The 23389-nt window shown below is 61.0% G+C and carries 21 protein-coding genes; 13 read left to right on the plus strand and 8 right to left on the minus strand.

Annotated features, from left to right (window positions below; all coding sequences use genetic code 11):
* Nucleotides 1-2 precede the first annotated feature (2 nt).
* Nucleotides 3-353: a hydrogenase maturation nickel metallochaperone HypA gene (gene hypA / locus ACSVHP_RS08470; RefSeq protein WP_234676322.1), complete on the minus strand. Its 351-nt coding sequence runs from the start codon at nucleotides 351-353 to the stop codon at nucleotides 3-5.
* Nucleotides 354-562: 209 nt separating this feature from the next.
* Between hypA and hycA the strand changes: the two genes are divergently transcribed.
* The 9 genes from hycA (at nucleotide 563) to hycI (ending at nucleotide 8465) form a co-directional block, all read left to right on the plus strand.
* Nucleotides 563-1027 carry a formate hydrogenlyase regulator HycA gene (gene hycA, locus ACSVHP_RS08475; protein WP_234676320.1) on the plus strand — a complete coding sequence of 155 codons (465 nt, stop codon included), beginning with the start codon at nucleotides 563-565 and terminating at the stop codon, nucleotides 1025-1027.
* 70 nt (nucleotides 1028-1097) lie between these two features.
* Nucleotides 1098-1706, plus strand: coding sequence for a 4Fe-4S dicluster domain-containing protein (locus ACSVHP_RS08480; protein WP_417316376.1), 609 nt, complete (start codon nucleotides 1098-1100; stop codon nucleotides 1704-1706).
* Nucleotides 1703-3517 (plus strand): formate hydrogenlyase subunit 3, encoded by a 1815-nt coding sequence (hycC, locus tag ACSVHP_RS08485; RefSeq protein ID WP_447551635.1) that lies wholly within the window; start codon nucleotides 1703-1705, stop codon nucleotides 3515-3517. The genes ACSVHP_RS08480 and hycC overlap by 4 nt, the downstream gene beginning before the upstream one ends.
* Before the next feature lies 1 nt (nucleotide 3518).
* Entirely contained in the window at nucleotides 3519-4442 is a 924-nt protein-coding gene (locus ACSVHP_RS08490) for a respiratory chain complex I subunit 1 family protein (RefSeq protein ID WP_417316372.1), read from the plus strand.
* 15 nt (nucleotides 4443-4457) lie between these two features.
* Nucleotides 4458-6167, plus strand: a complete 1710-nt coding sequence (locus tag ACSVHP_RS08495; protein ID WP_447551636.1) for a hydrogenase large subunit — start codon at nucleotides 4458-4460, stop codon at nucleotides 6165-6167.
* Between the two features lie 133 nt (nucleotides 6168-6300).
* The gene (locus ACSVHP_RS08500) at nucleotides 6301-6843 is read left to right on the plus strand and encodes a formate hydrogenlyase complex iron-sulfur subunit (RefSeq protein WP_447551637.1); all 543 of its coding nucleotides are present in this window, start codon (nucleotides 6301-6303) and stop codon (nucleotides 6841-6843) included.
* The gene (locus ACSVHP_RS08505; protein WP_447551638.1) at nucleotides 6843-7610 is read left to right on the plus strand and encodes an NADH-quinone oxidoreductase subunit B family protein; all 768 of its coding nucleotides are present in this window, start codon (nucleotides 6843-6845) and stop codon (nucleotides 7608-7610) included. Before ACSVHP_RS08500 ends, ACSVHP_RS08505 begins: the two co-directional genes overlap by 1 nt.
* Nucleotides 7607-8017 carry a formate hydrogenlyase maturation HycH family protein gene (locus tag ACSVHP_RS08510; protein WP_417316366.1) on the plus strand — a complete coding sequence of 137 codons (411 nt, stop codon included), beginning with the start codon at nucleotides 7607-7609 and terminating at the stop codon, nucleotides 8015-8017. Before ACSVHP_RS08505 ends, ACSVHP_RS08510 begins: the two co-directional genes overlap by 4 nt.
* Nucleotides 8010-8465, plus strand: a complete 456-nt coding sequence (hycI, locus tag ACSVHP_RS08515; protein WP_447551639.1) for a hydrogenase maturation peptidase HycI — start codon at nucleotides 8010-8012, stop codon at nucleotides 8463-8465. Before ACSVHP_RS08510 ends, hycI begins: the two co-directional genes overlap by 8 nt.
* Nucleotides 8466-8544: 79 nt before the next feature.
* On the opposite strand, the gene ACSVHP_RS08520 is transcribed toward hycI, so the two are convergent.
* Both ACSVHP_RS08520 and ascF read right to left on the minus strand, forming a co-directional pair.
* Entirely contained in the window at nucleotides 8545-9969 is a 1425-nt protein-coding gene (locus ACSVHP_RS08520) for a 6-phospho-beta-glucosidase (RefSeq protein ID WP_447551640.1), read from the minus strand.
* Between the two features lie 19 nt (nucleotides 9970-9988).
* Nucleotides 9989-11440, minus strand: a complete 1452-nt coding sequence (gene ascF, locus ACSVHP_RS08525; protein WP_447551641.1) for a PTS cellobiose/arbutin/salicin transporter subunit IIBC — start codon at nucleotides 11438-11440, stop codon at nucleotides 9989-9991.
* 214 nt (nucleotides 11441-11654) lie between these two features.
* Here ascF and ACSVHP_RS08530 point away from each other — a divergent pair, with 214 nt between their 5' ends.
* From ACSVHP_RS08530 to ACSVHP_RS08545, 4 genes are all read left to right on the plus strand, one after another.
* Complete coding sequence (locus tag ACSVHP_RS08530) at nucleotides 11655-12668, plus strand: LacI family DNA-binding transcriptional regulator (protein WP_447551642.1); 1014 nt, start codon at nucleotides 11655-11657, stop codon at nucleotides 12666-12668.
* 133 nt (nucleotides 12669-12801) lie between these two features.
* The gene (hydN, locus tag ACSVHP_RS08535) at nucleotides 12802-13347 is read left to right on the plus strand and encodes an electron transport protein HydN (protein ID WP_447551643.1); all 546 of its coding nucleotides are present in this window, start codon (nucleotides 12802-12804) and stop codon (nucleotides 13345-13347) included.
* A gap of 3 nt (nucleotides 13348-13350) precedes the next feature.
* Entirely contained in the window at nucleotides 13351-15573 is a 2223-nt protein-coding gene (hypF, locus tag ACSVHP_RS08540) for a carbamoyltransferase HypF (protein ID WP_447551644.1), read from the plus strand.
* Between the two features lies 1 nt (nucleotide 15574).
* Nucleotides 15575-16597: a HoxN/HupN/NixA family nickel/cobalt transporter gene (locus ACSVHP_RS08545; protein ID WP_447551645.1), complete on the plus strand. Its 1023-nt coding sequence runs from the start codon at nucleotides 15575-15577 to the stop codon at nucleotides 16595-16597.
* On the opposite strand, the gene ACSVHP_RS08550 is transcribed toward ACSVHP_RS08545, so the two are convergent.
* The 5 genes from ACSVHP_RS08550 to norV form a co-directional block, all read right to left on the minus strand.
* Nucleotides 16570-18234 carry an SgrR family transcriptional regulator gene (locus ACSVHP_RS08550; protein ID WP_447551646.1) on the minus strand — a complete coding sequence of 555 codons (1665 nt, stop codon included), beginning with the start codon at nucleotides 18232-18234 and terminating at the stop codon, nucleotides 16570-16572. The two genes, ACSVHP_RS08545 and ACSVHP_RS08550, sit on opposite strands and share 28 nt — an antisense overlap.
* A gap of 359 nt (nucleotides 18235-18593) precedes the next feature.
* Nucleotides 18594-20093, minus strand: a complete 1500-nt coding sequence (gene nagE, locus ACSVHP_RS08555; RefSeq protein ID WP_447551647.1) for an N-acetylglucosamine-specific PTS transporter subunit IIBC — start codon at nucleotides 20091-20093, stop codon at nucleotides 18594-18596.
* A 222-nt stretch (nucleotides 20094-20315) separates the two neighbouring features.
* Entirely contained in the window at nucleotides 20316-20474 is a 159-nt protein-coding gene (locus tag ACSVHP_RS08560) for a hypothetical protein (protein ID WP_234676625.1), read from the minus strand.
* A 244-nt stretch (nucleotides 20475-20718) separates the two neighbouring features.
* Nucleotides 20719-21852, minus strand: coding sequence for an NADH:flavorubredoxin reductase NorW (gene norW, locus ACSVHP_RS08565; RefSeq protein WP_447551648.1), 1134 nt, complete (start codon nucleotides 21850-21852; stop codon nucleotides 20719-20721).
* A complete protein-coding gene (gene norV / locus ACSVHP_RS08570; RefSeq protein WP_234676363.1) occupies nucleotides 21849-23294 on the minus strand; it encodes an anaerobic nitric oxide reductase flavorubredoxin in 1446 nt (481 codons plus the stop codon). The genes norW and norV overlap by 4 nt, the downstream gene beginning before the upstream one ends.
* Nucleotides 23295-23389 lie beyond the last annotated feature (95 nt).

Genomic DNA, 23389 nt, shown 5'->3' on the forward strand with positions numbered 1-23389 from the left:
AGTTAATTCCTCTCGATTTCGAGACGTTGAATTTGCATTCCGTCATCCGCCACGATGCGAAGCCCGGTGCTCTGGCACTGCGGACAGCGCTGAACCTTAGACGACAGCAGCGTGACGTACTCCTGACACTGCTCGCACCAGCACTCCGCCTGCTGCTCTTCAATATGCAGCTCGCAGCCTTCCGCCAGCGTGCCGCGGCACACCAGCTCAAAGCAAAAGGTGAGGGCGCTGGTTTCGACGCAGGAAAATGCCCCGACTTTTAGCCAGACCCCGGTCACGCGCGTTGCGCTGTTCTGTACTGCCTGCTGCTCAATAAGTTCCAGGGCCCGCTGGCAGAGGGTGATTTCGTGCATGACGCCTCCTCAATGAATTGGCCCATTAATGCAATAACGATGCCAGCTTGGTTTTTGTCAGGGCGTGACGATGTCAATGCTGTCGAAATGACACGTCGACAGTGCCGCCACGACAGCAGTGTGAAAAGTAAAACCTTGTGAAATCAATTAATTAAAAATTGGCATGGAATCTGCTTAACAGGGCTATCTCCATCAACCGGAACCCTGACATGACTATTTGGGAAATCAGCGAAAAAGCAGACTACATCGCGCAACGGCATCAGCAGCTCCAGGAGCAGTGGCACCTGTACTGTAACTCTCTGGTACAGGGGATCACCCTGTCGAAGGCCCGTCTGCACCACGCCATGAGCTGTGCGGCGCAGGGGGACATGCGCTTCGTGCTGTTCGGCCACTTTACGATTTACGTCACCCTGGCAGACAGCTTTAACAGCCACACCATTGAGTACTACGTCGAGACAAAAGACGGCGAAAAACAACGCATTGCGCAGGCAGAACTGATGGCCGACGGCATGGTGGATGGCCACGTCAGCAACCGCGATCGCCAGCAGGTGCTGGAACATTATCTGGAAAAAATCGCGCCGGTTTACAACGGCCTGTATACCGCCGTGGAACACGACCTGCCGGTCAATCTGCGCCAGCTGGTAAGCGAAAAAGCGTCGGCCAACGTTGCCTGATGTGTGCGTGTCGAGAAGTGTCGATAAGACAGTTTTTCGTCAAAAATGACCATCACCAGAGGATTGCCCGGTGAACCGTTTTGTAATTGCTGACTCGACGGTCTGTATTGGCTGTCGCACCTGTGAGGCGGCGTGTTCGGAAACCCATCGCCTGCACGGGTTGCAGTCAATGCCGCGTCTGCGCGTTATGCGTAACGAAAAAGAGTCTGCCCCGCAGCTCTGCCACCACTGTGAAGATGCCCCGTGCGCGGGCGTCTGTCCGGTGAACGCCATCACCCGCGTCGATGGCGCGGTACAGCTTAATGAAAGCTTGTGCGTGAGCTGCAAGCTGTGCGCCATCGCCTGCCCGTTCGGGGCCATTGAGTTTTCCGGCAGCCGTCCGCTGCATATTCCGGCTAACGCCAACACCCCGAAAGCACCGCCCGCGCCACCGGCTCCGGCACGCGTCAGCTCCCTGCTGGACTGGGTGCCGGGCGTGCGCGCCATCGCCGTGAAGTGCGACCTGTGCAGCTTCGATGAAGAAGGCCCGGCCTGCGTGCGCACCTGCCCGACCAAAGCGCTGATTCTGGTAAATATTCGCGATATCGCCCGCACCAGCAGACGCAAGCGCGAACTGACCATCAATACCGATTTTGGCGATCTGTCGCTGCTTCAGGCACATCAGGAGGGGGCGAAATGAACGCTGTGACGATGATTAACAGCGCCGTGGCGTACTTTGTTGCCGCCGCCGTTCTGGCGCTAATCTTCTCTTTTCATAAAACCCTGAGCGGCTGGATTGCCGGGATTGGCGGGGCGGTTGGCAGCCTGATGACCCTCGCCGCAGGCGGGGTCGTGCTGCTCGACGGGCAGTCCGTCGACGCGGTCATGCCGCTGGTGCGCCACGCGGTATTACTGACGCCGCTGAACGCCATCTGGCTGGTGACCTTCGGCCTGTGCGGGCTGTTTATCAGCCTGTTTAATATCGACTGGCACCGCCATGAGAAGACCAAAGCCAACGGCCTGCTGGTCAACCTGCTGATGGCCGCCGCCGTGTGTACGACGATCGCCAGCAACCTGGGTGCGCTGGTGGTGATGGCGGAAATTATGGCCCTGTGCGGCGTGTTCCTGACCGGCTGTAGCGCCTCCGGCAAGCTGTGGTTTGCGCTGGGCCGCCTCGGCACGCTGCTGCTGGCGCTGGCCTGCTGGCTGGTGTGGCAGCGCTTCGGCACCCTGGACTTTGCGGCGTTGAATGGTCGAGCGCTTGGCAACGACGTCTGGCTGCTGGGCGTGGCGGGCTTTGGCCTGCTGGCGGGCATCATTCCGCTACACGGCTGGGTGCCGCAGGCGCACGCTAACGCCTCAGCCCCTGCGGCGGCGCTGTTTTCGACCGTGGTGATGAAGGTGGGGCTGTACGGCATTCTTGCGCTCACCCTGACCGGCGGCCAGCCGCCGCTGTGGTGGGGCGTGGTGCTGCTGGTGGCGGGAATGGTTACCGCCTTCGTCGGCGGCCTGTACGCCCTGATGGAGCATAACATCCAGCGGCTGCTGGCCTATCACACCCTGGAGAACATCGGCATCATCCTGCTGGGCCTTGGGGCGGGCGTGACCGGGCTGGCGCTCAACCAGCCTGCGCTGATCGCCGCCGGGTTTATCGGTGGCCTGTATCACCTCGTTAACCATAGCCTGTTTAAAAGCACCCTGTTCCTGGGTGCAGGCAGCGTCTGGTACCGCACCGGGCATCGGGATATCGAAAAGCTCGGCGGCATTGGCAAAAAAATGCCGCTTATCTCGCTCGCCATGCTGGTGGGGCTGATGGCGATGGCCGCGCTCCCGCCGCTCAACGGTTTTGCCGGGGAGTGGGTGATTTACCAGTCCTTCTTCGCGCTCGGTCAGAGCAACGTCTTTATTGCCCGCCTGTTAGGGCCGCTGCTGGCGGTGGGGCTGGCGATTACCGGGGCGCTGGCGGTGATGTGTATGGCAAAAGTCTACGGCGTTACCTTCCTCGGCGCGCCGCGCACGCGGGAGGCGGAAAAGGCCTGCTGCGCCCCGGTGCTGATGGCGACGAGCGTGGTGGCGATGGCGCTGTGCTGCATTGCGGGCGGCGTGGCGGCCCCGTGGCTGCTGCCGCTGCTCGGCCATGCGATCCCGCTGCCGCTTGTTACCGCGCATACCGTGGTGTCGCAGCCGATGATGACCCTGCTGCTGATTGGCGCGCCGCTGCTGCCGTTCATCCTGATGCTGTTCTTCAAACGCGACCGCCTTGCCTCCCGCTCGCGCGGCGCGGCGTGGGCCTGCGGCTACGAGCATGAACAGTCGATGGTGATTACCGCCCACGGCTTCGCCATGCCGGTGAAAGAGAACTTTGCCGCCGTGCTGAAGCTGCGCCACTGGCTGAACCCGGTGGGCTGGGTGCCGGGCTGGCAGAGCGCTGCCGCCCCCGTGCTGTTCCGCCGCCTGGCGCTGATCGAGCTGGCGGTGCTGGTAGTGATTGTGATTTCACGAGGAGCCTGACATGAGTCTGTTACTGGCAATACTTCAGGCGCTGGTGTTATTCGCCGCCGCGCCGCTGCTTTCGGGCATCACGCGCGTGGCGCGCGCCCGGATGCATAACCGTCGCGGGCCTGGCGTGCTTCAGGAGTACCGCGACCTGTTCAAGCTGCTCTCGCGCCAGAGCGTCGCCCCGGATGCGGCAGGCTGGGTCTTCCGCCTCACGCCGTTCGTGATGGTGGGCGTGATGCTGACCATCGCTACCGCGCTGCCGGTGGTGACCGTCGGCTCGCCGCTGCCGGTGCTCGGCGATCTGATTACGCTGATTTACCTCTTCGCCATCGCCCGTTTCTTCTTTGCGATTGCGGGGCTGGATACCGGTAGCCCGTTCACCGGGATCGGCGCCAGCCGCGAGGCGATGCTTGGTGTGCTGGTGGAGCCCATCCTGCTGCTGGGACTGTGGGTTGCCGCACAGGTCGCGGGCTCGACCCACATCAGCTATATCACCGACACCCTTTATCACTGGCCGGTTGCCCGCTCCATTCCGCTGGTGCTGGCCCTGTGCGCCTGCGCGTTCGCCACCTTTATCGAGATGGGCAAACTGCCGTTTGACCTCGCGGAAGCGGAGCAGGAATTACAGGAAGGGCCGCTGACCGAATACAGCGGCTACGGCTTTGCGGTGCTGAAGTGGGGCATCAGCCTCAAGCAGCTGGTGGTGTTGCAGATGTTCGTCGGCGTCTTCTTCCCGTGGGGGCAGATGCTGCACTTCTCCGTGGGCGGCCTGCTGCTGGCGGTGGTCGTTGCCGTCCTGAAACTGCTTATTGGCGTGCTGGTCATCGCCCTGTTTGAAAACAGCATGGCGCGCCTGCGCTTTGCAGCCACCTCGCGCATCACCTGGGCCGGTTTCGGGTTTGCATTTTTAGCGTTTGTCTCCTTGCTGGTTGCGTGATTGAAGAGAGTTTTTATGTCTGAAGAAAAGAAAGGTCAGCAGTATCTTGCCGCGTTACATCAGGCGTTTCCCGGCGTGGTGCTGGACGAGTCCTGGCAAACCAAAGACCAGATAACGATCACCGTGAAGGTGAACTACCTGCCGGAAGTGGTGGAGTTTCTTTACTACCAGCAGGGCGGCTGGCTGTCGGTGCTGTTCGGTAACGACGAGCGCCAGCTGTGCGGCAATTACGCGGTCTACTACGTGATGTCGATGGAGCAGAGCGAGAAGTGCTGGCTCACGGTGCGCGTAGAGGTGGATCCGAACAAGCCGGAATACCCGTCCGTGACGCCGCGCGTGCCTGCCGCCGTGTGGGGCGAGCGTGAAGTGCGCGACATGTACGGCCTGGTGCCGGTCGGCCTGCCGGACGAGCGACGTCTGGTGCTGCCGGACGACTGGCCGGACGAACTCTATCCGCTGCGTAAAGACAGCATGGACTACCGTCAGCGCCCGGCGCCGACCACCGACAGCGAAACCTACGAGTTCATCAACGAGCTGGGCAGCAAGAAGAACAACGTGGTGCCGATTGGCCCGCTGCACGTCACCTCCGATGAGCCGGGCCACTTCCGCCTGTTCGTTGACGGCGAAAACATTATCGACGCCGACTACCGCCTGTTCTACGTCCATCGCGGCATGGAAAAGCTGGCGGAAACCCGCATGGGCTACAACGAAGTCACCTTCCTGTCCGACCGCGTGTGCGGCATCTGTGGCTTTGCCCACAGCACCGCCTACACCACCTCGGTGGAAAACGGCATGGGGATCGTGGTGCCGGAGCGCGCGCAGATGATCCGCGCCATTCTCCTTGAAGTGGAACGCCTGCACTCGCACCTGCTGAACCTCGGCCTGGCCTGCCACTTCGTCGGCTTTGACTCCGGGTTTATGCAGTTCTTCCGCGTGCGTGAAGCCTCCATGAAGATGGCGGAGATCCTCACCGGGGCGCGTAAAACCTACGGCCTGAACCTGATCGGCGGGATCCGTCGCGACCTGCTGAAAGACGACATGATCCAGACCCGCCTGCTGGCGCAGCAGATGCGCCGCGACGTGCAGGAGCTGGTGGACATGCTGCTGAGCACGCCAAACATCGAGCAGCGCACCGTGGGGATCGGCCGTCTTGATCCGCAGATCGCCCGCGACTTCAGCAACGTCGGCCCGATGGTGCGCGCCAGCGGCCACGCCCGCGATACCCGCGCCGATCACCCGTTCGTCGGCTACGGCCTGCTGCCGATGACGGTACACAGCGAGCAGGGCTGCGACGTCATTTCCCGCCTCAAGGTGCGTATCAACGAGGTCTTTACCGCGCTCAACATGATCGACTTTGGTCTGGACAACCTGCCGGGCGGCCCGCTGATGGTGGAAGGCTTTACCTACATTCCGAACCGCTTCGCCCTCGGCTTTGCCGAAGCGCCGCGCGGGGACGACATCCACTGGAGCATGACCGGCGACAACCAGAAGCTCTACCGCTGGCGCTGCCGTGCGGCGACCTACGCCAACTGGCCGACGCTGCGCTACATGCTGCGCGGCAACACCGTGTCGGACGCGCCGCTGATCATCGGCAGCCTCGACCCGTGCTACTCCTGCACCGACCGCATGACCGTGGTGGACGTGCGCAAGAAGAAAAGCCAGGTGGTGCCGTACAAAGAGCTTGAACGCTACAGCATCGAGCGCAAGAACTCGCCGCTGAAATAGTTGATGTTGTGCGGTATGTAACCCCTCACCCCGACCCTCTCCCCAAAGGGGCGAGGGGGCGAACGGTTCCCTCTCCCTTTCAGGGAGAGGGCTAGGGTGAGGGTCAGAGAACCGCACGAAAGCAGGAGTAAACATGTTTACCTTTATCAAAAAAGTGATCAAAACCGGCACACCCACCAGCAGCTATCCGCTGGAGCCAATGCCGGTGGACAAAAACTTTCGCGGCAAGCCGGAGCATAATCCGCAGCAGTGCATCGGCTGCGCGGCCTGCGTAAATGCCTGCCCGTCGAACGCCCTGACGGTGGAAACCGATCTGGCGACCGGGACGCTCGGCTGGCAGTTCAACCTCGGGCGCTGCATCTTTTGCGGCCGCTGCGAAGAGGTCTGCCCGGCGGCGGCGATCCGTCTGTCCCAGGAGTTTGAGCTGGCGGTGTGGAAGAAAGAAGACTTCCTGCAACAGTCGCGCTTTGACATCTGCCACTGCCGCGTCTGCCAGCGGCCTTTCGCCGTGCAAAAAGAGATCGACTACGCCATCGCGCTGCTGAAACACAACGGCGACGTGCGGGCGGAGCACCACCGGGAAAGCTTCGAAACCTGCCCGGAGTGCAAGCGTCAGAAATGCCTGCTGCCGTCTGACCGCATCGACTTAACCCGCCATATGAGAGAGGCCAGCTGATGGAAAACTTACTCGGGCCGCGCGACGAGCGGGGCATTCCGGTGCCGATGACGGTGGACGAATCCATCGCCAGCATGAAGGCGTCGCTGCTGAAAAAAATCAAACGTTCGGCCTACGTCTACCGCGTGGACTGCGGCGGTTGTAACGGCTGCGAAATCGAGATCTTCGCTACCCTGTCGCCGCTGTTCGACGCCGAACGCTTCGGCATCAAGGTGGTGCCGTCCCCGCGTCACGCGGACATTCTGCTGTTTACCGGCGCGGTCACTCGCGCGATGCGCTCCCCCGCGCTGCGCGCCTGGCAGTCTGCGCCGGATCCGAAAATCTGCATCTCCTACGGGGCGTGCGGCAACAGCGGCGGCATCTTCCACGATCTGTACTGCGTCTGGGGCGGCACCGATAAAATCGTCCCGGTGGACGTCTATATTCCGGGCTGCCCGCCAACGCCTGCCGCCACGCTGTACGGCTTTGCGATGGCGCTTGGCCTGCTGGAGCAGAAAATCCACGCCCGCGAGCCGTCGGAAATCGACAGCCAGCCCGCCACCATTTTGCATCCGGACATGGTGCAGCCGCTGCGCGTGAAGGTCGACCGGATGGCGCGCAGGCTGGCGGGCTATCGCTATGGTCGTCAGATAGCCGACGATTATCTGCGCCTGCTGAGCCAGGGCGATCATCAGGTCGCCCGCTGGCTGGAGGCGGAAAACGATCCGCGTCTGAACGAGATTGTGGCGAACCTGAATCAGGTGGTAGACGAGGCGCGTATCCGATGAGTGAAACGGTGGTGTTCAGCCAGCTGAGCCGTAAGTTTATTGACGAGAACGACGCCACGCCTGATGCGGCGCAGCAGGTGGTTTATTACAGCCTGGCGATTGGGCACCACCTCGGCGTCATCGACTGCCTGGAGGCGGCGTTAAGCTGCCCGTGGGACGCGTATCTGGCGTGGATTGGCACGCTGGAGGAGGGCAGCACCGCGCGGCGCAAAATGGAGGGGGTGCCGAAATACGGCGAGATCGTTATCGACGCCAACCACATTGCGATGCTGGCTAACGCCTTTGATGCGGCTCTTAGCAGACAAACCCCCGAGCAGCAGGCGTGGAGCAAAACCCTGCTCTCCATGCTGCACGATATTCATCAGGAGAGCGCCATCTACCTGATGGTGAGGAGATTACGTGACTGACGTTTTACTGTGTGTCGGCAACAGCATGATGGGCGACGACGGCGCGGGCCCGCTGCTGGCAGAGATGTGCGCCGCGAACCCGCAGGGAAATTGGGTAGTAATTGATGGCGGCAGCGCGCCGGAAAACGACGTGGTCGCCATTCGCGAGCTGCGCCCGGACCGGCTGCTGATTGTCGATGCCACCGACATGGGGCTTAACCCCGGCGAGATCCGCCTGATCGACCCGGACGACATCGCCGAGATGTTTATGATGACCACCCACAACATGCCGCTGAACTACCTTGTGGATCAGATCAGGGACGACGTGGGCGAGGTGCTGTTTTTGGGCATTCAGCCGGACATCGTTGGGTTTTATTACCCGATGACGCCGCCGGTCAAAGAGGCGGTGGAGGTGGTCTATTCACGGCTTGCGGGATGGGTGGGGGACGGGGGATTTTCGCAACTCTGAGCAGTGCCGGGTGGCGGCTTTGCCTTACCCGGCCTACAAAACCGTAGGCCCGGTAAGCGTAGCGCCACCGGGCAACAGGCTACTCGAGGTCCCCCCCGTTACTCGCAATCACCTTCTTATACCACCAGAACGATTTCTTGCGTTTGCGATCCAGCGTCCCGTTCCCCGCGTCGTCGCGGTCGACGTACACAAAGCCGTAGCGCTTGCTCATCTCACCCGTTGAGGCCGCCACCAGGTCAATGCAGCCCCAGGTGGTGTAGCCCATCAGCGGCACGCCGTCTTCGATCGCATCGCCCATCGCGCGGATATGCTCGCGCAGATAGCTGATGCGGTAGTCGTCGTTGATCTCGCCGTTGGCTTCAACAACGTCCTTCGCGCCGAGCCCGTTTTCCACCAGGAACAGCGGCTTCTGGTAGCGGTCGTACATCATGTTCATGGTGATGCGCAGGCCGAGCGGGTCAATCCCCCAGCCCCATTCGCTCACCTGAATGTGCGGGTTACGCAGGGACTTCACGATATTCGCCGCGCTGGTGTTGCCCGCGTTCATATCCGCCGAGGCGCAGCGCGAGGCGTAATAGCTGAACGAGACAAAATCGACGGTATTTTTTAGCAGCTCATCGTCGCCGGGATCTTTCACAATCACCACGCCTTTCTCGCGGAACACGCGGGCGGAGTAGGCCGGGTAGCGGCCGCGCGCCTGCACGTCGATAAAGAACAGGTTCTCGCGATCTTTCTCCAGCGCCATCCACACGTCTTCCGGCTTGCAGGAGTAGGGGTAAAAATTGCCGCCCGCCAGCATACAGCCGACCTGGTTTTCCGGGTTCACCTCGTGGGCGATTTTGGTCGCCAGCGCGCTTGCCACCAGCTCGTGGTGCGCGGCCTGATACTTCACCTGATCCTCGTTCTCGCCCTCTTCGAACACCAGCCCGGCGCCCGAGAACGGGCTATGCAGCATGATGTTGATCTCGTTGAAGGTCAGCCAGTATTTCACCAGCCCGTCAAATTCCTCAAAGCAGGTGCGGGCGTAGCGGGCGAAGAAGTCGACCATCCTGCGGTTGCGCCACGAGCCGTACTCGGTCACCAGATGCATCGGCACGTCGAAGTGGCACAGCGTCACCAGCGGCTCGATATTGTACTTTTTGCACTCCTCGAACACCGCGCGATAAAAGGCGATGCCTTCTTTATTCGGCAGCGGCTCGTCGCCGTTCGGGTAGAGGCGGCTCCAGGCAATCGAGGTGCGGAACACCGTAAGGCCCATCTCCGCCATCAGGGCGATGTCTTCTTTATAGCGATGGTAAAAATCAATCGCCTCGTGGCTTGGGTAAAACTCGTCGTCGCGCAGCGCAAAACGTTTTTCCTTACCGAGCTTCACCGCCAGACGGTTTGCGCCGTGGGGGATCATGTCGACCGTCGTCAGCCCTTTGCCGCCCTCGCGGTATGCGCCTTCACTCTGGTTAGCGGCAAGCGCGCCGCCCCATAAAAATCCTTGTGGAAAAACAGACATGTTTACCTCGCTATAAAATTTATGCTTGTGCGGCGTTGGCCTGAACCGGCGCGGTGTGCAGAGCGCGGGCCTTTTCAGCATCGTCCTCAACAGGGATATCTTCAAATCCGAGTATCAGCGTCAGAACAAACGACAGCACCACCGCCAGCGCCATCACGCCAAACACCCAGACGATGGTCATCGGATTAGCCGGGTCGAAGAACTGCACGCTGGTAAACAGCCCCGGTGCCGCCATCGAATGGCTGGCAAGGCCCGCAATCCCGGCCACCGCGCCGCAGATAAAGCCGCTGATAAGACTTGCGATGAGCGGTCGCTTCAGACGCACCGCCACGCCGTAGAGCGCCGGTTCAGAGATCCCCGCCATGATGGCAGAGGCCGCCGCCGCGAGCGCCGTCTGGCGCAGCTCCGGGTTTTTGGTTTTCCACGCCACCGCCAGCGACGAGCCGCCGAGCGACAGGTTGGCGCCGATTTCTGACGGCATCACCATCCCCTCTTTGCCGGTCTCGGCAATGGTCTGGATGATGGTCGGCGTAAAGACGCGGTGCATCCCGGTCATCACCAGCAGCGGCCACAGCGCGCCCATGATGGCGACCGAGAGCCAGCCCAGATAGCCGTGAATGGTGTAAACCAGCGCGGAGATAGCGCTACCGATCCAGATCCCCAGCGGCCCGATCAGCACGATGGCGAGCGGGGCGGCAATCAGCACGATCAGCATCGGCTTCAGGAAGTTTTTGGTCACGGCAGGCGTGATCTTATCGACCCAGCGCTCGATATAAGACAGGCACCAGGTCATCACCAGGGCCGGGATCACCGTGTAGGTGTATTTCACGGCGGTGACCGGAATAAAGGCGAACTCAACGTGCTCGCCCTGAGCGGCTTTCGCCATCAGCTCGATAAAGCTCGGATGCACCAGCACGCCCGCAATGGCAATCGCCAGCGACATGTTGGTTTTGAATTTCACCGCCGCCGAGGCCGCCACCATCAGCGGCAGGAAGAAGAACGCCCCGTCGCCAATGACCGTCAGAATGGTGAGCGTCGGCGCGCCTTTTTCCAGCACCCCGGTCATCTCCAGGATCATCGCCAGCAGCTTGACCATCGAGCCGCCGATGATCGCCGGGATCAGCGGGGACATGGTGCCGATCAGCGCGTCCAGGATCCCCGCGCCGATGCGGCGCAGCGTCAGCTTCTGCGGGCCTTCCGGTACGGCAGGTTGCAGGTTTGCAGGCAGCAGGCTTACCACCTCGCGATACGCCTGGGACACGGTATTGCCAATAATCACCTGGCACTGGTTGTCGTTACGCACCACGCCGAGCACGCCGCTGATGCTTTTCAGGCGCGGAGCGTCGGTCAGGCTTTCGTCTTTCAGGACGAAGCGCAGACGCGTCATGCAGTGGGTGACGGCGACGATGTTGTCTTTACCGCCCAGCGCGCTGACAACGTCGTTCGCCAGCGCGGCATAATTTTTGGCCATCGGAGTGTACCTGTTGTCGTTGTGAGAATATGTAGGAAACCGGTTCCACATAATCATCATGAGTTTCTATGAGTGAAACAAGATGGATTTTTAGGCATTTTTCAGAAGTGTGATGGCGATCGCTCAGGGCCATTCAAAGCGTGATATCGCCGCGAGGACAATTTTTCTGCGGTGCAGTACACTGCGCTCCATCAGATTCAGAGGGAATAACAACATGACCACGATGCTGGAAGTGGCGAAGCGCGCGGGCGTCTCGAAAGCGACGGTGTCCCGGGTGCTGTCGGGAAATGGTTACGTGAGCCAGGAAACCAAAGACCGGGTTTATCAGGCGATTGAAGAGAGCGGCTATCGGCCCAATTTGCTGGCGCGTAACCTGGCGACCAAACGCACCCAGACCCTCGGGCTGGTGGTGACCAACACCCTCTATCACGGGGTGTACTTCAGCGAACTGCTGTTCCACGCCGCGCGGATGACGGAAGAAAAAGGGCGGCAGCTGATCCTCGCGGACGGCAAGCACAGCGCCGACGAGGAGCGCGAGGCGATCCAGTATCTGCTCGACATGCGCTGCGACGCGGTGATCATCTATCCGCGTTTTCTGAGCGTGGAGGAGATGGACGAGATCGTCGAAAAGTGCGAGCAGCCGATCATGGTGCTCAACCGCCGCCTGCGCAAAAACGGCAGCCACAGCGTCTGGTCCGATCATAACGCCTCCTGCATGGCGGCGGTGGAGCAGCTGATCGCCAAAGGCCATCGCGATATCGCCTTTATCACCGGCTCGCTCGATTCCCCGACCGGCATCGAACGTCTTTCCGGCTACAAGGCGGCGCTGGCGCGGCACGGCATCCCGCTGCGCGAGGAACTGATCGCCCAGGGGAAATGGAACCCGGCCAGCGGCGCGGCGGCGGTGACGGAGCTGCTGTCGCGCGGCGAAACCTTTACGGCGCTGGTGGCGAGTAATGACGACATGGCGATTGGCGCGATGAAGCAGCTTCACGAGAGCGGCATCGCCACGCCGGATGCGGTGTCGGTGGTGGGATTTGACGATGTCGCCATCGCCCCGTACATGGTGCCGTCGCTCTCCAGCGTGCGCGTGCCGGTGACGGAGATGATCAAAGAGACCATCAGCCGCCTGATCTTTATGCTCGACGGCGGCGAGTTCAAATATCAGCAGACCTTCTCCGGCGAGCTGATCCTGCGCGACTCGGTCGTTGACGGCCCGCACCGTTGACGTCGACAGCTGTCATCGTCACTTCTGTCGATGACAGCGCTGCATCATTCTGTAATCTTCGTTAAATCAATCAGTTAAAAACTGGCACGGTTTATGAATGTCTCCGCGCATGACTGTTATGCTGGAGAAGCAGATGAACCGTTTTATTATGGCCGATGCCAGTAAGTGCATTGGTTGCCGTACCTGTGAAGTGGCGTGCGTGGTGTCCCATCAGGCCGAGCAGGATTGCGCCTCGCTCACCCCGGACTCCTTCCTGCCGCGCATTCACGTCATCAAGGGCGTGAATATCTCTACCGCCGCCATTTGCCGCCAGTGCGAAGACGCACCGTGCGCCAACGTCTGTCCTAACGGAGCCATCAAGCGCGAAAAAGGCTTCGTGCACGTCATGCAGGAGCGCTGCATCGGCTGCAAAACCTGCGTGGTGGCCTGCCCCTACGGCGCGATGGAGGTCGTGGTTCGCCCGGTTGTTCGTCAAAGCGGCATGGGGCTGAGCGTGCGGGCGGAAAAGGCCGAAGCCAACAAGTGCGACCTCTGCTATCACCGCGAATCCGGCCCGGCCTGCATGGACGCCTGTCCGACGCACGCGCTGGTGTGCGTGGATCGCGATAAGCTCGAACAGATGAGCGCCGAAAAACGTCGTCGTGCGGCGTTCGACACTTCGTCATCCATGCTGTTCTGACTGATGAGCGGTCACGGGGTGCAGCTGCGGGTGCGCGGCAAGGTGCAGGGCGTGGGGTTTCGTCCCTTCGTCTGGCAGCTGGCGCACAGGCTTGGGTTAACGGGCGATGTCTGCAATGACGGTCAGGGCGTGCTGGTGCGCCTTGCGGGTGATGGGGAGCGTTTTACCGCAAGGCTGCGCCAGGACTGCCCACCTCTGGCACGCATTGACGACGTTGAAACCACGCCGTTCACCTGGGCGACGCTGCCGAACGATTTCACCATTCGCCACAGCGCGGGCGGGGCGATGGACACCCAGATTGTGCCCGACGCCGCCACCTGTCCGGCGTGCCTGGCGGAGATGCGCGACCCGCGCGAGCGCCGCTACCGCTATCCGTTTATCAACTGCACCCACTGCGGCCCGCGCTTTACCATCATTCGCGCCATGCCCTATGACCGCCCGGCGACCTCAATGGCGCCGTTCCCGCTTTGCCAGCCCTGCGATACGGAATACCGGAACCCTGCCGATCGCCGTTTTCACGCCCAGCCCGTGGCCTGCCCGGACTGCGGGCCACGGCTGACGTGGATTGCGGGTGAGGTTCATTCCGCGGGGGAGGCGGCGCTGCGCGAGGCGGTGACGATGCTGCAAAAAGGCGGCATTGTCGCCATCAAAGGCCTTGGCGGTTTTCACCTGGCCTGCGACGCGCAAAACCCGCTCGCGGTGGCGCGTCTGCGAGAGCGAAAACGACGCCCGACAAAACCGCTGGCGGTGATGCTTTCAGATGCCGACGGCCTGCCGGAGGCGATTAATAAACTGCTGCGATCCCCTGCGGCACCGGTGGTGCTCACGCCGAAAGCCTGGCTGCCCGCGCTGCCGGACGCCATTGCGCCGGGTCTGGATCGCATCGGCGTGATGCTCCCGGCGAACCCGTTGCAGCACCTGCTTATGGACGACGTTCAGCGCCCGCTGGTGATGACCTCCGGCAATCTCAGCGGCAAACCGCCCGCCCTCACCAACGCGCAGGCGCTGGCGGAGCTGCGGGATATCGCCGACGGTTTCTTGCTGCATAACCGCGATATCGTGCAGCGCATGGACGATTCCGTTGTCGAGGAAAATGGGGCGATGCTGCGCCGCGCCCGGGGTTTTGTTCCGGACGCCATCGCGCTGCCGCCCGGATTTCGCGATATCCCCGCCATGCTGTGTCTGGGCGCCGAGATGAAAAACACCTTCTGCCTGGTGCGGGGCGATAAGGCGGTGCTGAGCCAGCATTTTGGTGATTTAAGCGATGACGGGGTCGAGCAGCAGTGGCGCGGCGCGCTGGCGGTGATGCAGCAGATCTATGCCTTCACGCCTGAAAGCGTTGTGTGCGATGCCCATCCGGGCTACCGCGCCCGTGAGTGGGCGGCACAGCAGGCGCTCCCCGTGCAGACAGTGCTGCATCACCACGCCCACGCGGCGGCCTGTATGGCGGAAAACGGCTGGCCGCTCGACGGCGGCGAGGTTATCGCCCTGACGCTGGACGGGATCGGCATGGGCGAAAACGGCGCGTTGTGGGGCGGGGAGTGCCTGCGGGTCAGCTATCGCGACTGCGAGCACCTCGGCGGCCTGCCCGCCGTGGCGCTGCCGGGCGGCGATCTGGCGGCAACGCAGCCGTGGCGCAACCTGCTCGCCCACTGCCTGGCCTTTGTCCCTGACTGGCAGCAGCGCCCCGACGCGCAGTCCGTGCAGAGTAAGCCCTGGCAACTGCTGGCGACGGCGGTGTCGCGCGGGCTTAACGCGCCGCTGGCCTCCTCCTGCGGACGGCTGTTCGACGCGGTGGCCTGCGCGCTGGATCTCTGCCCGGACGCGCAGGGCTATGAAGGCGAAGCGGCCTGTCGGCTTGAGGCGCTGGCGGCGCAGTGCGCGGGCGTTGACCATCCGGTCACGCTGTCGGTGGAGAACCTCGCGCTGTTCTGGCAGCAGTGGCTGGACTGGCGGGCGACCCCCGCCGAGCGCGCCTGGGCGTTTCATGACGCGCTGGCAAAAGGGCTTGCTGAACTTGCCGCCCGCCACGCTCGGCGCTTATCGATGACGACGGTGTGCTGTAGCGGCGGCGTGATGCATAACCGCCTGCTGCGCGCGCGCCTCGGTCATTATCTTTCTGATTTCATCCTTCTTTTTCCCTCTCGCCTGCCCGCGGGCGACGGGGCTATCTCCTTCGGGCAGGCGGTTGTGGCTGCCGCCCGGTCATGTTCACAAAGGACTTAAAATGTTACGACTCTTACGCAATGAACCTCGTGCAGCGCTGTTGCTGCTGGCTCTGGTAATGGCAAACCTGCTCGCCTGGGGCTGGGCGTGGCAAACCTTCAGCGGCAGTACGGCGCTGATGGCGGCAAGCCTGCTGGCCTGGTGCTACGGGCTGCGCCACGCGGTCGACGCCGACCACATTGCGGCCATCGATACCGTGACGCGAAAAATGATGCAGCAGGGAAAACGGCCGTCCGGCGTGGGGGCGTGGTTCTCGCTCGGACACTCCACCATCGTGGTGCTGGCCTCCGTCGCGATTGCCGCCACCGCGACCGCGTTTCAGAAGAACATGGCGTGGTTTCATGAAACCGGCAGCCTGATCGGCACGGCGGTTTCCGCCACCTTCCTGCTGGCGATGGCGCTGGTCAACATGGTGATTTTGCGCGGCGTCTGGCGTAATTTTCAGGCGCTGAAAAAGGGCCGCGCGGCGAACGCGGAGGTGGATCTTCCGGTACAGGGCGGGGTGATGAACTGGCTGTTTGGCACCACCTTCCGCCTGGTCAACAAAAGCTGGCAGATGTACCTGGTCGGTTTCCTGTTTGGCCTCGGGTTTGATACCGCGACCGAAATCGGCGTGCTGGGGATCTCCGCCGCCAGCGCCTCCAGCGGCATGTCGGTGTGGTCGATCATGATCTTCCCGGCCCTGTTCGCCAGCGGCATGGCGCTGGTCGATACCCTGGATAACCTGCTGATGGTGGGCGCTTACGGCTGGGCGTTCAACAAACCGCAGCGCAAGCTCTATTACAACATGACCATCACCGGCACCTCTGTGGTGGTGGCCCTGTTTATCGGCGGGCTGGAAGCGCTGGGGCTGCTGATGGATAAATTCGCCCTCAGCGGCGGCGTCTGGGACGTGATTGGCGCGGTAAACGACAACCTCGGCAACGCCGGTTTTGTGGTGGTCGGGCTGTTTGTCGCCTGCTGGCTGATCTCAATGATCAACTACCGCTGGCGTGGCTACGACGCGCTGGTGGTGCGCGCCTGAGCCGGTAGCCAGGCGCGGGTGAAATCGAGCCAGCCGCCTGCGGTCAGGACGATATCCTGCACGTTTTCCACGGTGTTAATCCGATAGCGATAGTGAAAGAGCGGCGTACACGCGCCGCGCTCAAGCAGCCGCTGAAAGAAGGGGGACAGACTCTGGTTCAGGCTCGCTTCGCTGGCGCAATACGCCATCAGCGTCTGCTTCTCTTTCTGCCAGAGCGCGTCGCCTAACGCGCTCGCCCACGCCGGTTCGTCGCTAAACCACTCCGCCAGCGCAAAGCCCGGCAGCTCGCCCGCCACGTAATCCCCCAGCAGCAGATCCGCCTGCGCCAGCGCGCCGGGCGCGTGCCATTCGTCGCGATCTTTCCACTCGATTGTCAGCTCGCAGCCCTGCTTTTTGAGCGTGGTCTGCAACAGGTCGGCCAGCTCGCGCAGCTCAGAGGTGTGGCAACAGACCAGCGTCAGCGCGTCGGGCAGCGCAACCGGGGCAGCGGCGGGGAGAGGCGGCGTCTTCAGGCCGGGAAGCACTTCGGTCCGCGTGTGCAGATCGTCGCGGTGTGAAAAGTAGCGAGTGCAGGTTTGGGCAATCTCCTGACGCAGCCAGGCGGCCAGAGGCCGGGAGAGCGCGGCGCTGACCATCAGCCACGCGAAGCCGCCGCTGGTTGAGGTCACCGCTTCCTGCGCGTTTTTTCCTTTGCCGACGGTGATCCAGGCCGGTTTATGCGCCTCCGCGCGGGTGCGCCAGAACTCTATCGCGTGTAAAAGCGGGTGCGCGGCAAAGTACCACGGCTGACGCTCCAGGCGCAGGTAGTGCGAATGGTGGCGGGCGATGGCAAACGGCCCGGCGCCGATTTCCGGCAGCTGCGGATGGGGAAGGCGGCAGACATGGTGCGCCAGACGATGCGCCAGCATGGCATCCGGCGTGTCTAAGGCGATTTCCAGACACCAGGGGGCGACAAGCGACGCCTGACGAACATGCTTCAGCCCGGCGTTACGCGCCGGATCGGCCAGCACCTGCTGGAGCGCCGTCAGAATATCTTCATCGCTGATGGCCTGGCCGTTGTGCCAGTGCGCGCCGCTGCGCAGATAAAACCGCCAGCGGAGGTTGTTATCGCTGGCCTCCCAGTGGTGCGCCAGATCCGGTACAGGCTGCGGTTCACCCGGCACGTAGCGCGTCAGCCCGGCGTGTACCGCGCAGATAATATGCTGTTCGGCGCGACGACGCTGCAACGCCGGGTGAAGCGAGGTCAGCGGTCGATACCAGGGAATACGCAGGGTCGGCTGGTGTTTGAGCCACTTACCGCCGAGAAAAGGGGTGATGATGTGATGCAGGCTCGCCGGATCGCCATCCGCCAGCTGCAACGCGCTCTGGTAATCTCCTTTCTCCAGACAGCTGTGCATCAGCGGTGCGCTGAGCTCGCTGGTAGTGGCGATACAGTGCAGGGTAGCGCGATGCCCGCGCCCCGGCTGCGCGCTCCAGCTGAGCCATCCGCTCTGGGCAAGCTGGCGCAGCAGAGTACGCGCATGGCGTTCGCTGCACAGCGCCACCTCGGCGACCTCGGCAATGGTGGTGAGTTTGGGGTCGGCACCGTAGTGCTGGTAAAGCCGTTGATACTGGCGGATTTTTTGCAGCTGGCGCATGGGAGCAGTCCGTTCGGAAAAGGATGCTGAGAGTGTAAGGCGTTTTGCGGAATAAATAAGGGTGGGTTGAGGGATGTGTTCCGGTTTTTGGCTTTCTTGCATGCTAAAGGCTGGCACGGAACCATTCCCTCTCCCTGTGGGAGAGGGTCAGGGTGAGGGGAACATACGGCTCTGGTGGTCCTTCTGTTCACCTCAGGTTCCTTGCTTTTCTGTCACCACACTACTTGTGAACGTGTCAGGGAGGCTCACCGCCGCCTCCCTGCGCCTCGCCCCGGCCCTACGGAAACGCTTCGGCGATTTACAGCCGGACCAGGGCGTCGCTGAAACTCTTGTAATCTGATGCGAATATTTAGATCGCTTTACAGGGATCGGCTATCAAGCTGCGCCCTGATCTTCAGCGCAATACTCTCCGCCTGCGGCCCCAGGATCACCTGCGCATTCTGGGGCCCCATTCTCAGGATCCCTTTTGCGCCCAGCGCCTTCAGCGCCGGTTCATCCAGCACGCTATTATCCGCGAGCGTTAAACGCAGGCGGGTGATACACGCATCGACAATCTTCAGGTTTTCCTTACCGCCCAGCGCGGCGATGTACTGCGCAATGGCTTCGCTCTGATCGTCAGACTCGCCGGTCACCGTGTCGTCGTCCTCACGGCCCGGCGTTTTGAGTTTAAAGACCCGAATAGCAACGCTGAATACCACAAAGTAAATCACGAAGAACAGGGCAATCAGCGGGATAAGGATCCAGGGCTTCGTGGCAAGGCCCCAGTTCAGTACAAAGTCGATAAGACCCGCCGAGAAGCCAAAGCCGTGCAGCACGCCCAGGCTGTTCGCAATCACCATGCTCACGCCCGCCAGCACCGCATGAAGGGCATACAGGGCAGGGGCCAGGAACAGGAAGGAGAACTCGATTGGCTCGGTGATTCCGGTCAGGAACGCCGTCAGGGCAACCGAGAGCAGCATCCCGCCTACGGCCGCGCGACGGGCTTTCGGCGCAGCGAAATACATCGCCAGCGCAGCGCCCGGCAGACCGCCCATAAAGATCGGATAGGCCCACGCCATGTACACGCCCGCATGCGGATCGCCGGCGAAGAAGCGGTTCAAATCGCCACGGGTCAGGTCGGCAGCAATCTGGGTAATGCTGGAGCCCTCAATGCCCGGCACCGCACCGCCTACCACCAGCCCCTTCACCACGTCCGGCGCCAGGCAGATGTTGTGAACGGCGCTGGCGGCATCGTAGGTGACTTTGAGGCAGTCCCCGAGGCTAAACCAGAAGACCGAGTGCAGAATGTAATGCAGGCCAAACGGAATCAACGCGCGGTTGAGCACGCCGTAGATAAACCAGCCCGGCTCGCCGCTGCGCGACACCAGCAGGCTGAAGGTATCAATGCCGTGCTGCACGGAAGGCCACACGTAGCCGCAAATCCAGGCGATGAACAGGCAGATAAGCCCGGTCATAATCGGCACCAGACGCTTGCCCGCGAAGAAGGCGAGGAAGTCAGGCAGTTTAGTGTTTGAGAAGCGGTTGTAGCAGTGGCCCGCGACCACGCCGGCGATGATCCCGGCAAAAAACGACATGTTAATCGACGAGTTGATCACCGCCGTGGCTTTGGTCAGTACCAGGAAGCCGACGGCCCCGGCCAGCGCTGCCGCCCCGGCGTTATCTTTTGCCAGACCAATGGCGATACCCAGCGCAAACAATAGCGGCAGGCTATCAAAAATACCGCCCCCGGCGCTGGCGATGAAAGGAATGTTGAACACGTCGGGCTGGCCCAGACGTAATAATATCGCCGCCACCGGTAAGGTCGCGATAGGCAACATCAGGGCTTTGCCCAGACGCTGTAAATAGCTAAATGCGTTCATGGTTTGATTCCGAAGATGACTTAATTCACGGCGAAAAATAACACCTTTTATTTTTTCGCGAAAGTGCGCTGAATAAAAATGTGATGCGCAATAAATAAATTTTATTTATATTCAGTCAGCGAATTGTTATGCATTTAAACAATGATGTAATAAGTCAATCGTTCCGGTTTTCGCACAATAAAAAACGGCGTGAATGCCGTTTTTTTGCCGGATGCGTGGTTGTCATTTTTTCGTGTCGCTCACCGGCATCATGAGTTCGCGCAGGCGCTCAATACGGGCCTCCGGGCTGAGGTAGAGCCAGCGGAATAAAACGCGCTCTTTACTCTTTACCTGTTTGAAATAAGCGTAAAGGTCGTTGAGTTCTTTGCTGAATGCGGTCATGGATTTTCTCCGGCGGATGAATATGCTTTTTAGGGTAGGCCGGGAACGGGGAATAAAACAGGGTGCGGTTTTTCAGCTGTTCCGTATTTAAATATTGATGAAGGTTATAATTAAAGGATTAATATAATGATTTATCTTTTCTGTATTTATGTGGTGAATAAGATCCGTAAAAAAAAGCCCCGGGACATCGGGGCTGCGGATAATAAAATCCTAAGGTTAAGTAAGCGTGGTAAGGGACTACGGGTTAAACGGGAAGCGACTTCAGCAGCGCGAAAGCCTCCTTCATCCGGTCTTCGCTAACGACAAAGGCGCGGAGCTGGCCGTCAGCATCGGAACCGCGCGCTACCATTCCCTGCGGCTCAATCGTCAGCTGCCAGTTCAGATCCTGACGCTGGGTTTCGCCTGCCAGGTGCAGCGGAAGCGCCGGCGTTTTCACCTTCACCAGCATGGCGGGCAGTTTAAGCGGCGCGCTGCTGCCGAGCAGATTTTTCGCCAGATACATGGCGCTAAGCTGAATAGGTTGCAGGAACGGCAGCACCTGGCCGTTAATCTCCGCGCAGTCGCCCAGGGCGTAAACGTCCGGCTGGCTGGTTTGCAGATAGCTGTCGACCTTCACGCCACGGTTAACCTCGGCACCCGCACGCTGGGCGAGGGCCGTTTCCGGGCGCAGGCCTGTGGCGGCAATCACCACGTCGACCTCAACGCTGCGGTTGCCGTCAAGCGAGGCGCGAATGCCGCCGTCGGTTTTGCTCAGGCTTTGCAGCTGCGATTTCAGCAGCAAATGCACGCCCATATCGGTCAGGCGATGCTGTAAGCGACTGCTTACTTCTGCGGGCATCAGCGCGGAAAGGATGCTCGCCGCGTGATCCACCAGCGTGACCGCTTTTCCGGCGCGGCAAAAGTCCATCGCCAGCTCGGTGCCAATCAGCCCGCCGCCCACAATCATGACTCTGGCGGCATCGCGTAGCAGGGTTTCGCTGGCCTGATACTCCTGCTGGCTGTTGAGCGTCACCATCAGCTCGCGTCCCTCAACCGGCGGCACAAACGCGGCGGCACCCGTTGCCAGCACCAGCCTGTCGTACTGCCAGCTTTTCTCTTTTGCCTTCACCACACGGGCGGCGGCGTCGATATCCGTCACACAGGTGTAGGGAAACAGGCGCAAATTAAACTGTTCGGCAAACTCCCCCGCCGTCTGGCGGGTGAGATCGTCGGCGCGCTGATTCTGGCTGATGACGTGGCTCAAATCCGGCTTGTTGTATTCGTCCATGCTGTCGGCGGCGATCAGCGTCAGCGGCACGTTCGCGTCCTGCTTGCGGATATTTTTTACCAGCTGGCGGGCCGCAAAGCCCGAGCCGATGATAACGATACCGTTATTCATTTTGCCTCCGTGCCCAGTTCGTCGAAGACGTCTTTGCCAAGCGAACATTCCGGGCAGAGGAAGTTATCCGGCACCTCGCTCCACGGCGTGCCTGGCGCCACGTCCTGCAACGGCTCGCCCAGTTCAGGATCGTAAATCCACTGACAGACGCTGCACTGCATACGCGGGCCGAGATCGGCGGCGGCAGAACCACAGGCGGTAGCTTCAGGCGCTGGGGCTGCGGCGGGGGCCGCCTCTGGAAGCGGAGCGAGCGCCCACTGACGTGCAATATCACGCCCGTGCTGGCGGCAGATTTCCAGCGCGTCGATATCCGGGCGCCATTTGGCCTTCAGGCTCATGGACATCTCAAAGCCGGCGTCCTGCAAACGGGTAGACAGGCGATCCACCGCGCCGCCGCTCCAGCCGTGAGAGCCAAAGGCGCTGGCGCGTTTGTTACGGAAGCGCAGGCCGGTCATCTCCTCTACCAGACCGGCAATTTTCGGCATCATCACGTTGTTCATGGTGGACGTGCCCACCAGCACCCCTTTGGAGCGGAAAACGTTGGTGAGGATTTCGTTTTTATCGCTGCGCGCCACGTTGAAGATTTTCACCGCCACGTTCGGGTCGACTTCGTTAATGCCCTGGGCAATCGCGTCCGCCATCATGCGGGTGTTGTTGGACATGGTGTCGTAGAAAATCGTAATGCGATCTTCCTGATAATCTGCCGCCCACTTCAGGTACAGCTCAACGATCTGCGTTGGATTTTCCCGCCACACCACGCCGTGAGAGGTGGCAATCATATCTACCGGCAGGTTAAAGCCGAGGATCTCGGTGATTTTTGGCGTCACCAGACGGCTGAACGGGGTCAGGATGTTGGCGTAGTAGCGCTGGCACTGCTCGAACAGTTCAGTCTGATCCACTTCGTCGTTGAACAGACGCTCGTCGCAGTAGTGCTGGCCGAAGGCGTCGTTGCTGAACAGCACCGCGTCGCCGGTCATGTAGGTCATCATGCTGTCCGGCCAGTGGAGCATCGGGGTTTCAACGAAGATTAGCCGTTTGCCGTTGCCGATATCCAGCGAGTCGCCGGTCTTAACGGTGTGGAAATTCCACTCCGGATGGTGGTGATGGCCGTTAATGGAGTCGATGGCGTTAGTCGTGCAGTAAATCGGCGTGTTCGGGATGTAAGACATCAGCTCGGTCAGCGCCCCGGCGTGATCCTCTTCCGCATGGTTGATGATGATGTAGTCGATAGCGTCCAGATCGATTTCGCTACGCAGGTTCTGCACAAACTCGCGGCTAAACTTGTGATCGACGGTATCGATCAGCACGTTTTTCCCTTCACGGATGAGATAGCTGTTGTAGCTGCTGCCGCGCAGCGTTTTGTATTCCGTCCCGTGGAAATCACGCACTTCCCAGTCACGTTGGCCAACCCAATGAATGTTATTTTTAACCAGAATAGACATAGCAACCTCAATTTTTTACTGCGTTTCAAAACAAGATGGGTTAGCTATATCAAGTTGCGTGCCAGTTTTTAACTTATTGATTTTTATCTGTATTT

The organism is Enterobacter sp. 186315 (genome assembly GCF_053290175.1).

What these genes read in the sequence shown, in the direction of transcription:
- hypA (WP_234676322.1), bottom strand. Translation starts at nt 353, where the DNA reads ATGCACGAAATCACCCTCTGCCAGCGGGCCCTGGAACTTATTGAGCAG.
- hycA (WP_234676320.1), top strand. Translation starts at nt 563, where the DNA reads ATGACTATTTGGGAAATCAGCGAAAAAGCAGACTACATCGCGCAACGG.
- hycC (WP_447551635.1), top strand. Translation starts at nt 1,703, where the DNA reads ATGAACGCTGTGACGATGATTAACAGCGCCGTGGCGTACTTTGTTGCC.
- ACSVHP_RS08490 (WP_417316372.1), top strand. Translation starts at nt 3,519, where the DNA reads ATGAGTCTGTTACTGGCAATACTTCAGGCGCTGGTGTTATTCGCCGCC.
- ACSVHP_RS08495 (WP_447551636.1), top strand. Translation starts at nt 4,458, where the DNA reads ATGTCTGAAGAAAAGAAAGGTCAGCAGTATCTTGCCGCGTTACATCAG.
- ACSVHP_RS08500 (WP_447551637.1), top strand. Translation starts at nt 6,301, where the DNA reads ATGTTTACCTTTATCAAAAAAGTGATCAAAACCGGCACACCCACCAGC.
- ACSVHP_RS08505 (WP_447551638.1), top strand. Translation starts at nt 6,843, where the DNA reads ATGGAAAACTTACTCGGGCCGCGCGACGAGCGGGGCATTCCGGTGCCG.
- ACSVHP_RS08510 (WP_417316366.1), top strand. Translation starts at nt 7,607, where the DNA reads ATGAGTGAAACGGTGGTGTTCAGCCAGCTGAGCCGTAAGTTTATTGAC.
- ACSVHP_RS08520 (WP_447551640.1), bottom strand. Translation starts at nt 9,969, where the DNA reads ATGTCTGTTTTTCCACAAGGATTTTTATGGGGCGGCGCGCTTGCCGCT.
- ascF (WP_447551641.1), bottom strand. Translation starts at nt 11,440, where the DNA reads ATGGCCAAAAATTATGCCGCGCTGGCGAACGACGTTGTCAGCGCGCTG.
- ACSVHP_RS08530 (WP_447551642.1), top strand. Translation starts at nt 11,655, where the DNA reads ATGACCACGATGCTGGAAGTGGCGAAGCGCGCGGGCGTCTCGAAAGCG.
- hydN (WP_447551643.1), top strand. Translation starts at nt 12,802, where the DNA reads ATGAACCGTTTTATTATGGCCGATGCCAGTAAGTGCATTGGTTGCCGT.
- hypF (WP_447551644.1), top strand. Translation starts at nt 13,351, where the DNA reads ATGAGCGGTCACGGGGTGCAGCTGCGGGTGCGCGGCAAGGTGCAGGGC.
- ACSVHP_RS08545 (WP_447551645.1), top strand. Translation starts at nt 15,575, where the DNA reads ATGTTACGACTCTTACGCAATGAACCTCGTGCAGCGCTGTTGCTGCTG.
- ACSVHP_RS08550 (WP_447551646.1), bottom strand. Translation starts at nt 18,234, where the DNA reads ATGCGCCAGCTGCAAAAAATCCGCCAGTATCAACGGCTTTACCAGCAC.
- nagE (WP_447551647.1), bottom strand. Translation starts at nt 20,093, where the DNA reads ATGAACGCATTTAGCTATTTACAGCGTCTGGGCAAAGCCCTGATGTTG.
- ACSVHP_RS08560 (WP_234676625.1), bottom strand. Translation starts at nt 20,474, where the DNA reads ATGACCGCATTCAGCAAAGAACTCAACGACCTTTACGCTTATTTCAAA.
- norW (WP_447551648.1), bottom strand. Translation starts at nt 21,852, where the DNA reads ATGAATAACGGTATCGTTATCATCGGCTCGGGCTTTGCGGCCCGCCAG.
- norV (WP_234676363.1), bottom strand. Translation starts at nt 23,294, where the DNA reads ATGTCTATTCTGGTTAAAAATAACATTCATTGGGTTGGCCAACGTGAC.